We start from the raw sequence: 13143 nt of genomic DNA, 5'->3' as shown, positions 1-13143 counted from the left end.
TTCATAGATTTTGGATTTAAAGCGAAACCATCTCCCCATGGAGATGGTTTTTTTATAAGTAACCCCTATGTCCTTCCTCTCCATTTTCAAAGATATTTTTTCAGTATTGTACCCTCATTATTGCTTGGGATGTGGGCAAATTCTCAGCCCTCAGCTGCCATTTCTCTGTACCTCCTGCCTGCATGAACTTAGAGAAACAAATTTTCACCTGCTTTCCGATGAGCAGAACCCTATGATAAGGAAGTTTTGGGGTAGGGTTATGATCCAAAAGGCGGCTGCTCTACTCTATTATGACAAAGGAACAGTCTCCCAACGGCTTATCCATGCCCTCAAGTATCATGATAGGGAGGAAGTAGGCCGATGGATAGCCCAATGGTATGCGCCAAAGCTGAAGGAAACGGATTACTTTAAGGGAGTAGACCTGGTGTTGCCGGTTCCTTTGCATCCCAAGAAAAAGAAAAAAAGAGGTTACAATCAAGTAACACTCTTTGCAAGTTATATAGCACAAACACTACAAGTACCTTATCGTGAAGATTTGTTGCTCAAGCATACCTATAATACAGCTCAGGCTAAAAAACACTGGCTGGAGCGGCAAAGGTCTTCTGCTGAACAACTCATACTTACCGACCCTGAGGCCATTTCCGCAAGGCATGTCCTTATTGTAGATGATATTGTAACCACAGGGGCTACCCTCGCACAGTGCGCTACCTTGCTCATAGGGGCTGGCGCTCAAGTAAGCCTTGTCTGTATGGCTTATAGTAATGATGAGTAACTAACTAAGAAGCAGCGCTTTGTAAGCCTCATACGAATTACCTATGCTCTTCTTATGGCAGGTGCTCAGATCTACTTCAGGAACGGGGAAAGTAGGAATTACTTGGCGAATGACCTGGTCAAATTTTTGAGGGCTGGCGGTGCTTAGTACGGTACCATATTGGCTGGGAAGTAGCGCCTTCTGCAAGGCCAAGTGCCCTACTGCCGAATGAGGGTCGAGAATATAGCCCAAGGTGTGGTGTACATAAGCAATCTCATCCAAAGTTTCTTGGTCTGAAATGGCTACCGCTGAGATTGTTTTGCGAATGGCCTCTATATTATGACCGAATAGTTCTTGGATACGGACAAAGTTGCTGGGGTCTCCTACATCCATGGCATTGGAAAGAGTAGCTACAGAGGGTTGCGCATGGTAACTCCCCGTTTGTAGATACTGGGCAAAGGTATCATTGGCATTGTTAGCAGCCACAAAGCGGCTTACAGGCAATCCCATCGCATGCGCATAGAGACCAGCGGTCAGGTTGCCAAAATTCCCACTGGGGACGGCTACTACCCAATCCTTACCTCCTAAGAGGTCTTTTACCTGCTTATAGGCAAAGAAGTAGTAAAGCATTTGAGGGAGAAAGCGGGCTACATTGATAGAGTTGGCACTGCTCAGCACACGTTCTGCCTTGAGAGAAGCATCGGAAAGGGCTTGCTTGACAAGGGCTTGGCAGTCATCAAAGGTACCTTCCACCTCTACCGCTTGGATATTGGCGCCTAAGGAGGTCATTTGGTATTCTTGGAAAGGGCTTACTTTCCCTTTGGGGAAGAGAATGACCACTCTTACACCCTCCACCTTGTAAAAGCCATTGGCTACGGCACTCCCTGTATCACCAGAGGTAGCCACTACTACCGTAGTAGGGTTATCCTTATCAGAGAATTTGCCTAAGCAACGCGCCATAAAGCGAGCTCCTACATCCTTGAAGGCCATGGTAGGCCCATGGAATAGTTCCAATACAGAGGTATTGCTTAAGAGTTCCTTTACAGGGGTATCAAAGACAAATACTTCTTCCAAAACCTTTTGGAGTTCCGCTTTGGTAAAGCTGTCATTGACATAGGGATAAAGTGCCTCTGTGGCGATTTCTATATTGCTTTTTTGAGTAATATCCTCAAAGAAAGAAGCGGGTAAGGAGGGAATTCGTTCAGGAACAAAAAGTCCTTTGTCTTTTCCCAATCCCCTTAGGGTAGCTTCCTTGAAGGAGACGATTTCGTCCTTATGCTTGATATTATAATAGTTCATATGCAATGTTTTTTTGTGATACGGATATTTTTCTATGATTAGTCAGCAAAATCGTCCAACATATCTAAGGAAGGGACAAAGAAGAGGGTACCTGTTTGGGCGGTACTGAAATCCAACAAGCGATCGTAATTACCCACAGGGTTACCTACAAACATGTTGGTAAGCATTTTCTCTACAGTACTAAAGGTATTCGCATAGCAAATAAAGTAAGTACCCATCTGGTGGCTCGCAGGGTCATGGAAAGGCATATTGTCTCTGACTACTTTCAGGTCGTCTCCTACATTGGCAAGGGCAGAATGGGCATTGGAGGGCTTGGTATCTTCATCCATTTCTATATCCATCTCTTTGCTGCGGCCTATGACTTTTTCTTGTTCGCTTATAGGGAGCGCATGCCATGCGTTCATATCATGTACATATTTTTGGACAAATAGGTAGCTGCCTCCTTGATAATCAGGGTCTTCTTCACCTACTACGGCAAACTGTTCCCTTTCCTCGCCACGAGGGTTTTCGGTACCATCTACAAAACCAATGATAGCGCGTCCGTCCCAATACCTGAACCCTTGTACATTGACTATACAATCGGCAATAGGCTGCATTACATCAGTAATAACAGCGGCCATATCATAGGCTAAGCTTTGGTTATGTGCACGAATATGAAAATGTAAGTCCCCTTCGGTAGCTACTGCTGTATGCTTGCTACCCTTGATAGGTTGAAAATCCTTAAGTTCCTTAGGCAGAGGGGTAGGTAAGCCCAAAGTAAGCCACCCCCTATGGCTAATACCAATAGTTACACTTGCACGGGCTTCAGGGAAGCGATCGGCTACCGAGTTATTGAGATTTCCTACCAAACCACATACCTTGGAGAAAGCAGCCTTGAGCGGGGCTTTGTCCGCCTCTTTTTTGAATGTCCATACCAAAAATATGGTGTTATTATTAGGCAAATCAGTTACATTCTGATAATTCTTCATTATTTTATTCTGTAAAAGGTTTTGATTAACAGTAAGTTACACTATCTATTTTAGATTATTTTCTTTAAGGCACAAAGATAAGATATTTCTAACGGCTTTGCAAGGTGTTTCTTATATTTGTTTCATGGGGAGAAATTATATACTACGTACCAAGTATAATAGGATATTTCCATTGATTTTCTTAAAAAGATAGCTAATACTACGCCCTCCTATTCTTATAGGAAAACTTAGTTGATGTTGATTTCAGGGGTTGTTACCTTCAAGTTATAACGCTTTTTCTGGTAAATATAGAAAGTTCGTATCTCAAAATAATAGGTTCCAGAGGATAAATAAGGAAAATAAGTACTGATACTGCTCTGTGGTGCTATCTTTATGTAAGGTTTTTCAGTATTTCCTAAAAAGAGATAGTTCACAGAGCAATCATAACAGTTATCTAATCCTCCTCCGATATAGTGTTTTCCTTCTTTCCTAAAGCCCAAGATATGAGTACTTGCTTCTTTGCTTTCTTTTTTCAGTTTAGAAAATAGTTGTATGGTATCCGTAGTGGCATTCCTAATCTCTATAAGGGGTGTATGCTCTTGTACTCTTAGTGTTACATTCAAAAGAGGTTCATTTTGACTATACATAAAAGCAGGAAAGCAGAGGAAGTAAAACAGAATACTAAAGGGTTTCATAAAGAATCATTGAGCATTGGTTTCCAAATCGCCTCGAAGTAATCTCGACTATTGGAAAGGCGTGGAATCTTATGTTGGCCTCCTAACTTGCCGTTTTCCTTAAGCCAATCGTGGAAGAGGTTTTTTCGGGCAATATGAATCTTAGGCATGGCAAGGGTCATATCATTATAGCGCTTGGCTTCGTAATCGGAATTGAGGGCTTTTAGTTCAGTGTCCAAGGTGCGGGTGAAGGCTTCTATATCCTCAGGGGCGGTTTCGAACTCAATGATCCATTCGTGTCCGCCGCTCTTGTTGCCTTGCATGAAAATAGGTGCCACGGTGTATTCTATCACGCTACAATGGTGTTCATGACAGGCTCTTTTGAGGGCTTCCTCGGTGTTTTCTATGATAAGCTCTTCCCCAAATACGTTGATATGGTGCTTGGTGCGTCCTGTAATCTTGATACGATAGGGCGAGATGGAGGTAAAGCGTACTGTATCGCCTATCTGGTAACGCCAAAGCCCTGCATTGGTGGTGATGACCATGGCATAGTTCTTACCAACCTCTACTTCCCATAGCGGAATGGCTTTCTGGGCGGGGGTGCCAAAGCTATCCATAGGGATAAACTCATAGAAAATGCCATAGTCCAGCATCAGCAGCATTTCGTCGCTGTTGTTTCTGTCCTGTATAGCAAAGAAACCCTCGGAGGCATTGTAGGTCTCATAATAGCGGAAACTATCGGAGGGGATCAGTTGCTTATATTGCTCTCGATAGGGGACAAAGCTCACTCCACCGTGGAAATATACCTCTAAGTTTCTCCATATCTCTAATATATTTTCCTTGCCTGTATAGGCGAGTGCCTGCCTTAAGAGTACCATCATCCAAGAGGGAACACCTACCAAGCTGGTTACATTCTCTCGTGAGGATTCCGCTATAATAGCCTTCATCTTGGCTTCCCATTCACTCATTAGGGACACCTTGGTGGATGGGGTACAGCTGAATTCCGCCCAGAAAGGCAGGTTGTCTATAAGAATGGCTGATAAGTCGCCAAAGATAGTCCCGTTTTCCTCATATAGCTCCTTACTCCCTCCGAGGCGTAGGCTCTTTCCTGTAAATAGATTGGAGTCGGGGTTGTTATTCAGGTACAAGCAAAGCATATCCTTTCCTGCCTTGTAGTGGCAATGCTGAAGGGCTTCTTCACTTACAGGGATAAACTTGCTTTTGGCATTGGTCGTACCACTACTCTTGGCAAACCACTTGATAGGGGTACGCCAAAAAAGGTTCAGCTCCCCACGGCGGGCACGCTCTATCATAGGCTCTATATCCTCGTAGATAGAGATGGGAACACGTGAGGCAAAATCCTCATAGTTGCGAATGGAAATAAAATCGTATTGCTTGCCCATTTCGGTACTCTGTGCAGCTTCCAGGAGTTTGGCACATACATTTTCCTGTACTTCGTGAGGGCGTTTGATGAATTCTTCTATCTGGTCTATACGTTTGCGCAAAAACCAAGAGGCAATGGAATGGATAATCGTTAAAGCCATATTTTGAGAAAAAATGTTCGAGGTTTGATTTATTTTTACTACTTTTGTCAATCAGTATAGCGGACGTAAAAGTACAAAAAATATGAATACCTACCAAACGGTTTTAAGAAAAATGCGAACCGAGGCGCAAACGCCTGTACAGTATTACCTTTCCTTAGAAGAGGGAGAACTCCCTATGAACGACCTATTAGGGCAACAGCTCTCTTTGCGCTTTGCGGGTTACCACTGCTTGCACTGTGGGCAACCCAAGGAGATATATAGGCAGGGACTCTGTAAAAAGTGTTTCTTTGAAGCTCCTGAGGTGGGGGAGTGGATCATCCGCCCAGAACTGAGCAAGGCTCATCTGGGTATAGAAGACAGAGATTTGGCCTACGAACAGCAGGTGCAGCTACAACCACACTTGCTTTATTTGGCCAATTCCAGCGAGGTAAAAGTAGGGGTTACCCGCAAAACACAGATGCCTACCCGCTGGATAGACCAAGGTGCTCATGAGGCTCTGGTAATGTTGGAGGTACCCAACCGCTACTTGGCGGGGATAGGGGAGGTCGCCCTCAAGGCGCATATCTCCGATAAGACTAATTGGCGGAAGATGCTGACCAATACCGTCCAAGTAGTGGATCTCAATACTATAAAACAAGGCTTAAAAGCATTTCTCCCCCAAGAGACCTTGTCTTACTTCAGTGAAGAAGTACCTATCTACCATATCAACTATCCCGTTCTTAGGTATCCTACCAAAGTCACCAGCCTTACTATGCCCAAGACCCTACAATATCAGGGCAGGCTTATGGGAATCAAAGGGCAATACCTCCTCTTTGAGGATAACACCGTCTTCAATGTACGCGGACACGAGGGGTTTGTAGTGGAAATTAGTTTTTCTTAAATTACATTCGGCTATTTTCCTCCTCACTTATTTCTTTTCCTTTGTATTTGTTTTGGGTAGTGTTGAAATTGTAGCTTACTCCTATCTTGAAACTAAAATTACTGTTGTTATGGGCGGTACTGTTACTGATATATGGGTTTTGTATGCGAGCGTGTCGGTTTAGTCCGTTATAAAAGTCAGAGGCTACAGCATATACAGAAAGTGATTGGTGGAAGAATGCACGTGCTACTCCTACAAATACACCACTTACAGGCTTGTATATGTAGGCTTCTTGCATAGAGCCTTTGCTCTTATAGAGAAGCATAATTAAAAAAAGCCAATTTTCTGAAGGGGTGATTAGGTTCATCCATTCTACTGAAAAAAGTCCTTCACTTTTGTAAAACACCTTATCAGCAAAAGGTTTTTCATAGGTAAGGGTAAGTTTAGGCATCCACTTTCCTATTTGTTTTTGAGCATTAAGTGTACCTTTCAATAGGCTAAAATCGTCATAATTACGAAGAATTTTTTCTACCGCATCGGAGTTGATGGACGAGAGTTGGTAATCGGCATAAATTCCCTTGTGAATATGGGAATAAGTAACGGAAGCTGATATAGGCCCATAGGTGGCCAGCGTATTCCACTCATCAGTGAGTTGAGGTGTAATATAAGGGTTTCCGCGATTGTACAGGAAAGAAGAAACATAGCTATTGTAGTCACTGAGATCATGGAAGGCAGGGCGCTTAATCTTGCGAGCATAGCTGAAAGTTATTTGAGTTTTCTCCCAAGGGAAAGCCACCGATACATTAGGCAACCAATCTCGATAGGTCTTACTTTTCGCTTCGCTTTTCTGCTCGTTTTCATAATAATCAAAATCAGCATACTCATAGCGTGTGCCAAGTTTTAGATTTACCTTTTTGATAGGATAGGAAAAACTAAGAAAAGCATCCGAACGAGTTTCGTTATTTTTAACATTGAAGGCAGAAAGTACATTGTCTTGGTAATTCTCAGTGCGGTGTAGGTTACTTACCTCAACACCATAGCCAAGAGTCCCTTTGCCTAACTGTTGAAAGAAAGTGGTCTTGAGCCCCCACCAATTAGAAATCACATCGGAATGCGTGTGTACGTTGCGAGAGGTTGTATTAAGGAGGTTGTGCTCAACAATGTCTGAAGTATTATCAGAACGCAGACCGATATAATCCACATCAGTTTGCATTTTTAGCACATCAGTGAGTTTGCCTTCGTAATAGGCATTGACACTGAGTTTTTTGTCTTGCTCAAATTGGTCATACTCGTTGCGCCCCCGAGCAGTAAGCAATTGGTTCTTATAAGTGGTCGTTTCTTGAGTGCTAAAGTTGTGTCCGCTGAAAGGTATAATACTCCCTCTTATGCTCATCCCCAGAGAGTGTTCTTCAGAAAATTCATGTGCAAATCCTATCTTTGTTTTGATGTTTTTGTACTGATTTTGATGGGTTTCATCATTGAGTACTCGCCACTGGTTATTTTGGGTAAATACTTGCAAATCCTGAGCTACATTATAGTCTTCTTGGTTAAAATGATTATCATTACTTATGCTTGTAAACCAGTCGTTTTTCCCTTTACGATAATTGAAGCTTAACCAAGTTTCATACATTGTGCCTTTTTTGAAGAAATAGAAGGTGTTTTCAACTGCCCCACTAAGTCCATCTCCTGGTTTCTTTTTGAGTATGATGTAGATAACAGCGCCTACTGTATTATCGAAAGCGGCACCTGGTTGAGTTTCCATTTCTATACGCTCAATATCTTTTGGAGATAGCTGATACACCTCATCAAGGTTACGCACCCTGCGATTATTAATATAGAAGATGGGATTCCCCTTGCCAAAAACCTCAAAACCACTGTCTGTATAGGAAGTACTAACCCCTGGTAGAAAGTTCAATAGCATATCGGTAGTGGGCAATTTTTGCAACGTAGATTGTGCTACATTGGTACTAATGCGAGTGCCTTTCTGTTCCAAAATAGGATGGCGGTGGGCAGTAACAACCACAGCATCTAATTCATTAGAAGTGGGAATTAGAACAATCGTACCTAAATTACTACTTGTAGGAGACAATACTTTCTCTTGGTATTCCAAATGTGTAATTTTAATAAGCACCTTTTTGCTATTAGCGGGATTGGGTAGTTCAAAAGAACCATTCCCATTGCTGATAGCTCCCTTTACTAAGGTAGAATCAGGGAGCGACATCAGGATAATATTTGCATCACTGATGGGCTTCTGATCGGGGTTGACCAATGTGCCTTTGAAAGTAGTCTGTGCAGCAGTGGTGGCACTAATGACTAAGAGTAGTGAAAGGATAATATTTTTCATTTTTATATTTTTGGTTAATGAAGATGGTTGTTAATTCTTTATCACAAAGATACAACAAAATTAGATATTATGTGGTATGTATAATGTTAAAAAAATAAACTTTTCGAGAAACTTGAATATAAATACTAATAAATTTTTGTGATTTCCAGCTTTAGGACTTCCATCCAATTGAACGTAAGCTAAGTCTAATTTCTTCTTCCTTAATAAATTCAACTATATTCATTGAAAGCTACCGTTTTACTCCATTTGTAGAAGTAGTAATAGGACAATTATTGCTCTTAAATTCTCTTTTTCCCACACTTAAAAAAGAATAATCCGTTTATTTATTGTATCTTTGCCCAAAGTTACTGAGTTTTAGCGTTCCCCCCTTTTTATTATAAAAATATCAATTTGAGCAACTTTTACACCTCTAAAAAGTTTAAACAGCTTTAGTATGAAAATAGAAGTAATAAATAAAGGTAGTGAAGCAAAAGCCCTTGCTTTTCAGGAGTTTTTAGGCTTTACCTTGCCCGATGATTATTTTAATTTTTTAGCCCAAAATGACGGTGCTACCATTGATGAAGCCTATTTCTATGTAAAGGATATAGACGAATACATTATGTTTGAACTTTTCTATGATATAAAAGAATGTATAGAAACCTATGAAGAGTTCAGTGACGATTTTCCCGGAAAAAGCCTTGTCATCGGGAGAGACCCAGGAGGAGGGATGCTCCTTTTAGTAACCGAAGATGTGGGTGATTTCTCCAAAGGTATTCATTTCTATGACCATTCTCACTTTTTTGAGGCTTCCAATAGTGGTTGCAATACCTACTTTGTATGCGATACATTCAGTGAGTTTATAACCATTTTAGAGCATACCACTTTGCCATAATTAGGTAGTAAACCCTCAGAAATATTTTCAACAAGTAGCATCAAATCAAAATGACAGAAGAAGCGCGAACAGAAGCATTAAGTCAGCTTATCTATAAGTGTGCTAAAGAAGCATTCTTGGAATTGTTTAAGAACAAGGAACATTATTACAATTGTGTATTACTTGCTCCTGCCGAGGGCTATGCACCTATTCTATCGGCTTGGTCTTATGAAGCCTTGGACAGAGAGATACCTAAACATCCCAAAGAAGAAATTTGGTTATACAAATGGAACTTTGCTGATTCGCCTTATTACGCTTTTGGTGAGGAATATTTCAAACCTGTTCAAAGTTTGTTAGATACTTATCCTAGTATTCTTAATATGGAAGACGAAGATGAAATAGAGCGAGAGTTCGAACTAAGAGTCTCGGCAATGGTACAAGCGATGCAAAAATTGGATCAAGAGGGCATTTTCTCAATCAATCAGCCGAGAGAGCAAGTCTATATCAATGTTGAGTGTATTCCTAACGACAATTCCGATGTAGATAGAGCCCTTTTACTCAATGAAGCAAAGAATATCCAAGAATGGTTAAAAGATAATCCCAAAGTAGAGGAATAATACTATTTATTATAAAACACAAAGATTAGAATAAATTATAGCTCCTCCCAAAGAGGATTTTAATAGTTAAATATACGTCTAATTTTGCTGTAAGTAATATTTTAACATCAGTTCTATATAACAAAACATTGATTTACAACCACATTTAGTGTTATAAAATCCGTAAAATCCAGCAGTGCCAGCTGCCAATCTGTGCAATAAAAGAGATTTATCCGTGTTAAAATCTGTGTAATCAGTGTGAGGCTTTTAATTCACTGTCAGGTGAAAAATTCGTGAGATAATACAAAACAGAGACTTTTATACAATCCCAAATTCGTGAAATTTCGTAAAATTCGTGGGCTTTTCTCTATACTGCGCCAACTCACTGATTTTGTAGCCGTTTTTCTACATTATTAAAACACAATTGATATGAATAAACCATTAGATATTATATTAAATTCCGTCAGAAAAGTAGAGTGGAGAGCGCTAAAAGATCGTTTAGGCTTTATAGATTACAATATAGCTGATATATTGAACAACCTTATTGATGATAATCCACACAAAAGAAATATCGCTTATTGGCAATTAGACAATCAAATTGTTATACAAGGAGGTCTATCCGAAAGCTGTTTTTATATACTACCATTTCTTAATGAATTGGTAGCTATTACAAACAACAGGCTCGAACTTCTAAATATCATTTTTGAAATATTCAATGGTAACGACAGAAATGCCCAAGGCGAGCATATAATAATTAAATATAATACAGAAATAGAGCCTTTTGAGTACTTTGTACCTACTTCAGTAGGGAAGGAAGCCCCTCTTTTACCCTCTATTATAAGCTATATGGAAGCTAACAAAAGTGTTTATCTAAAATTGCTGAATGATATATCTTCTGTAGAAGAACTTGAAACGCTATTGTATATTATTTTATGTTTTAAAAGAGATCCTTTTATCAAAGAATGCTTTTATTCAGCAAAAAATAATGAAAAGAATAGCATATATGATGAAATTTTTGAAGGTTTTATAGCCGATATTGAAGAAATGCATTCTTCTTTATAAAATTAAAAGTAAAACTATTTATGGATAATATAGTAGATTAGTTTGAAGAAAAAAGGAATTGTAGATGGTGTGTTATAATGAAAGAAATAGAATTGTTTAGACATATAAAGGACTGCATCGGTATGTTTGTACCCGATAGTACTTATAGTAACTACGTATCTCTTATTATTGGCTATGATTTAGCTAAAGATAATATATTGTTAGAGGGGTTTAGCGAGTGGTTAGCTTCTAAATACAAATTACCGACTAACTTTGCCTTTTCTCAACAAATTAAATATTACCTTTTTAAAAAAGATTTCACAAAGACTTTAACTAAAGAAGATGAAATGCTTTTAATCCATTGTTTGTATGAGAAATTAGTGGAATTTTGGAAAGAAAACAACAAAATCTAAAGAATACTCTGATTATTCATTATGAAAATAGATGATAAACTACTAAAAGACACTCTAATTGAGTCTAAAATACCAGCTAATGACTTTGCCCTAATAAGTAAAGAGAACAAAACTAAAATACTGAGCAAATATGTAGATAATACCAAATTGAATAGCGGACGATTTTTACGATATTTTGAATGTCTTAAAGATTTAGGAAAGGTATATTATGGTGTAGAAGCTATAAGGGCTATTTTAGAGTTGCCATTAGAAGGTGATTTTTTTATCTTTACAGAAAAAGGAGATGATATATACAAAATATCTGGGTGGAATAATATAAAGTTAATTATCCCTCAATTACCCAGTAGTTTAGATGTTTATATAACAGATGTAAATTTAGCTGCTATGATTTGTTTAACAAGTGAAGATAATGTGATTATCAGTGGTAAAAATCCTTTTACTCGTTAAAATCCCAAAGTAGAGAGGTAGTTAATTTATGGAATATAAAGAATATATACAACGTGAATTTCAGTATATTACTAAGGATAATATATTGTTTTGGAATTTGTGGAATATATCCTATCCTTTTGATGTGTTAGCCACTTATAAAGAGGCGTATCCAGAGGAATACACCCTATTTAGTGAAATGTATTTTTCTTGTTTGGAAATGTTATATCAAGTAGATGAAAAAAGAGAAGTGTTAGTGTCTATTTTTGAACAAACCTATCCTTTTGTAATAGATGAGCAAGGAGAAATTATAAATCCTAAGAATATTCTACAGCAAAAATATGAAAGTTATGATGATGAAATATTGCCTGAACTGTGTATCCTTCTCTTAATAGGTCGCTTTGATGAGATTTACAAAGGGATAAAACAAAAGGCAGAAAGGTATGGAGAGCGTGCTATCAATGCGCGTATGGAAGTTATTTCGTATATTATCGCTTCGTACAAATGGGGATATCTTTTTCATAATATGGATAAGAGTATTGTCAGAGATGAAGTTAATGCACAAATGAAATTAGTAAAAACACTACAAACATCCCGTCTTTTTTCTTTAGAAGATAGGAATATTTTTAGAAATAAGTAACAATCAACGAACACCAATTTATCTAAATAGAAATGGATATATTAGAAATAGAGAAAATAATAAAAAACTTTTCAGACCTTAGCTTTATAGGGCTTTCTTTTAAACTTCCTGTTTATACAGAAGGTGATTTTTATATTATAGGAGTTGATTACGAGGATAAAATAGGGGTTAACCATAGCAATCACTCTGTTTATTCCCTTTCAGAGAGTATTCTTTTTATAAATTCGTCTTTGAACCAACTCTTAGATTGCTTGCTGTTTTTTACTAAAAACTTTGATTTTCAGGAAGAATATAGCGATACATTACGCTCGGAAAAGCTAAAAACTATAAAAAGCCATTTTTTAAAAATAGACACTCCTTGTTTGGATTCAAATACTTGGTGGAGTTATATCTTAGAACAAGTAGAGGAGGGGATATTATAGCGTTACAAACCCTACTCGTTTAGACACATGCTACATAATGAGGAACTTTGTTCGGCTATCCTATAACTATGGTGATGTATTGTCCTTCTATGTAGAAAAGAGATAAGATAAAGTAAGTTCGTATAATGATATAAAAATCAATCACTTACTAATGAATAAAGAATTAGCTGAGACTAAAAATATTAAAATTCATATAACTGTTGAAATTCCTCAGTTGTATGAAATTATTAGTGCTCAATCTGTATATGCGAAGCTATATGAATATATTGAAACTGTTAGAAATCAGATTAATACAGAGGTGCTTGTAGAATGAGATTTGTCTTTTAATATTCTTTCG

Annotated in this window: 15 protein-coding genes; 10 read left to right on the top strand and 5 right to left on the bottom strand. The window is 38.5% G+C overall.

From position 1 onward, the window contains the following. Positions 1-67: 67 nt before the first annotated feature. Positions 68-772: a ComF family protein gene (locus HMPREF1551_RS00180; RefSeq protein ID WP_034543936.1), complete on the top strand. Its 705-nt coding sequence runs from the start codon at positions 68-70 to the stop codon at positions 770-772. Here the strand turns inward: HMPREF1551_RS00180 and thrC are convergent, their stop codons facing one another. From thrC to HMPREF1551_RS00160, 4 genes are all read right to left on the bottom strand, one after another. Next, the gene (gene thrC, locus HMPREF1551_RS00175; RefSeq protein ID WP_021626953.1) at positions 773-2050 is read right to left on the bottom strand and encodes a threonine synthase; all 1278 of its coding nucleotides are present in this window, start codon (positions 2048-2050) and stop codon (positions 773-775) included. Positions 2051-2088: 38 nt separating this feature from the next. Beyond that, positions 2089-3018: a Dyp-type peroxidase gene (locus HMPREF1551_RS00170; RefSeq protein WP_021626952.1), complete on the bottom strand. Its 930-nt coding sequence runs from the start codon at positions 3016-3018 to the stop codon at positions 2089-2091. A gap of 227 nt (positions 3019-3245) precedes the next feature. After that, positions 3246-3620 carry a hypothetical protein gene (locus tag HMPREF1551_RS00165; protein ID WP_155851594.1) on the bottom strand — a complete coding sequence of 125 codons (375 nt, stop codon included), beginning with the start codon at positions 3618-3620 and terminating at the stop codon, positions 3246-3248. Positions 3621-3688: 68 nt separating this feature from the next. Continuing rightward, complete coding sequence (locus HMPREF1551_RS00160) at positions 3689-5215, bottom strand: GH3 auxin-responsive promoter family protein (RefSeq protein WP_021626950.1); 1527 nt, start codon at positions 5213-5215, stop codon at positions 3689-3691. A gap of 82 nt (positions 5216-5297) precedes the next feature. On the opposite strand from HMPREF1551_RS00160, the gene HMPREF1551_RS00155 reads away from it, so the two are divergent. Then, complete coding sequence (locus tag HMPREF1551_RS00155) at positions 5298-6095, top strand: DUF2797 domain-containing protein (protein WP_021626949.1); 798 nt, start codon at positions 5298-5300, stop codon at positions 6093-6095. A 1-nt stretch (position 6096) separates the two neighbouring features. Here HMPREF1551_RS00155 and HMPREF1551_RS00150 read toward each other — a convergent pair whose 3' ends face one another. After that, complete coding sequence (locus HMPREF1551_RS00150) at positions 6097-8418, bottom strand: outer membrane beta-barrel protein (protein WP_021626948.1); 2322 nt, start codon at positions 8416-8418, stop codon at positions 6097-6099. 433 nt (positions 8419-8851) lie between these two features. Between HMPREF1551_RS00150 and HMPREF1551_RS00145 the strand changes: the two genes are divergently transcribed. The 8 genes from HMPREF1551_RS00145 to HMPREF1551_RS13555 all read left to right on the top strand — a co-directional run bounded on the left by HMPREF1551_RS00145 (position 8852) and on the right by HMPREF1551_RS13555 (position 13119). Further along, on the top strand, positions 8852-9289 hold the full coding sequence (locus HMPREF1551_RS00145; protein WP_021626947.1) for an SMI1/KNR4 family protein: 438 nt from the start codon (positions 8852-8854) through the stop codon (positions 9287-9289). Between the two features lie 50 nt (positions 9290-9339). Continuing rightward, on the top strand, positions 9340-9885 hold the full coding sequence (locus HMPREF1551_RS00140; RefSeq protein WP_021626946.1) for a DUF4303 domain-containing protein: 546 nt from the start codon (positions 9340-9342) through the stop codon (positions 9883-9885). Between the two features lie 408 nt (positions 9886-10293). Next, positions 10294-10926: a hypothetical protein gene (locus HMPREF1551_RS00135; protein ID WP_021626945.1), complete on the top strand. Its 633-nt coding sequence runs from the start codon at positions 10294-10296 to the stop codon at positions 10924-10926. Between the two features lie 77 nt (positions 10927-11003). Beyond that, complete coding sequence (locus HMPREF1551_RS00130; protein ID WP_021626944.1) at positions 11004-11318, top strand: hypothetical protein; 315 nt, start codon at positions 11004-11006, stop codon at positions 11316-11318. A 21-nt stretch (positions 11319-11339) separates the two neighbouring features. Further along, positions 11340-11765: a hypothetical protein gene (locus tag HMPREF1551_RS00125; protein WP_021626943.1), complete on the top strand. Its 426-nt coding sequence runs from the start codon at positions 11340-11342 to the stop codon at positions 11763-11765. Positions 11766-11793: 28 nt separating this feature from the next. Continuing rightward, a complete protein-coding gene (locus HMPREF1551_RS00120; RefSeq protein WP_021626942.1) occupies positions 11794-12384 on the top strand; it encodes a hypothetical protein in 591 nt (196 codons plus the stop codon). 32 nt (positions 12385-12416) lie between these two features. Further along, positions 12417-12806 carry a hypothetical protein gene (locus HMPREF1551_RS00115; RefSeq protein ID WP_021626941.1) on the top strand — a complete coding sequence of 130 codons (390 nt, stop codon included), beginning with the start codon at positions 12417-12419 and terminating at the stop codon, positions 12804-12806. Positions 12807-12957: 151 nt separating this feature from the next. After that, positions 12958-13119 carry a hypothetical protein gene (locus HMPREF1551_RS13555; RefSeq protein ID WP_021626940.1) on the top strand — a complete coding sequence of 54 codons (162 nt, stop codon included), beginning with the start codon at positions 12958-12960 and terminating at the stop codon, positions 13117-13119. The last annotated feature ends 24 nt before the right edge of the window (positions 13120-13143 follow it).

It is taken from the genome of Capnocytophaga sp. oral taxon 863 str. F0517 (assembly GCF_000466425.1).
Classification (GTDB): Bacteria; Bacteroidota; Bacteroidia; order Flavobacteriales; family Flavobacteriaceae; genus Capnocytophaga.
The sequence above is the reverse complement of the archived record's forward strand: the minus strand, read 5'-3'. Positions and strand labels throughout refer to the sequence as shown.

What these genes read in the sequence shown, in the direction of transcription:
- HMPREF1551_RS00180 (WP_034543936.1), top strand. Translation starts at nt 68, where the DNA reads ATGTCCTTCCTCTCCATTTTCAAAGATATTTTTTCAGTATTGTACCCT.
- thrC (WP_021626953.1), bottom strand. Translation starts at nt 2,050, where the DNA reads ATGAACTATTATAATATCAAGCATAAGGACGAAATCGTCTCCTTCAAG.
- HMPREF1551_RS00170 (WP_021626952.1), bottom strand. Translation starts at nt 3,018, where the DNA reads ATGAAGAATTATCAGAATGTAACTGATTTGCCTAATAATAACACCATA.
- HMPREF1551_RS00160 (WP_021626950.1), bottom strand. Translation starts at nt 5,215, where the DNA reads ATGGCTTTAACGATTATCCATTCCATTGCCTCTTGGTTTTTGCGCAAA.
- HMPREF1551_RS00155 (WP_021626949.1), top strand. Translation starts at nt 5,298, where the DNA reads ATGAATACCTACCAAACGGTTTTAAGAAAAATGCGAACCGAGGCGCAA.
- HMPREF1551_RS00150 (WP_021626948.1), bottom strand. Translation starts at nt 8,418, where the DNA reads ATGAAAAATATTATCCTTTCACTACTCTTAGTCATTAGTGCCACCACT.
- HMPREF1551_RS00145 (WP_021626947.1), top strand. Translation starts at nt 8,852, where the DNA reads ATGAAAATAGAAGTAATAAATAAAGGTAGTGAAGCAAAAGCCCTTGCT.
- HMPREF1551_RS00140 (WP_021626946.1), top strand. Translation starts at nt 9,340, where the DNA reads ATGACAGAAGAAGCGCGAACAGAAGCATTAAGTCAGCTTATCTATAAG.
- HMPREF1551_RS00135 (WP_021626945.1), top strand. Translation starts at nt 10,294, where the DNA reads ATGAATAAACCATTAGATATTATATTAAATTCCGTCAGAAAAGTAGAG.
- HMPREF1551_RS00130 (WP_021626944.1), top strand. Translation starts at nt 11,004, where the DNA reads ATGAAAGAAATAGAATTGTTTAGACATATAAAGGACTGCATCGGTATG.
- HMPREF1551_RS00125 (WP_021626943.1), top strand. Translation starts at nt 11,340, where the DNA reads ATGAAAATAGATGATAAACTACTAAAAGACACTCTAATTGAGTCTAAA.
- HMPREF1551_RS00120 (WP_021626942.1), top strand. Translation starts at nt 11,794, where the DNA reads ATGGAATATAAAGAATATATACAACGTGAATTTCAGTATATTACTAAG.
- HMPREF1551_RS00115 (WP_021626941.1), top strand. Translation starts at nt 12,417, where the DNA reads ATGGATATATTAGAAATAGAGAAAATAATAAAAAACTTTTCAGACCTT.
- HMPREF1551_RS13555 (WP_021626940.1), top strand. Translation starts at nt 12,958, where the DNA reads ATGAATAAAGAATTAGCTGAGACTAAAAATATTAAAATTCATATAACT.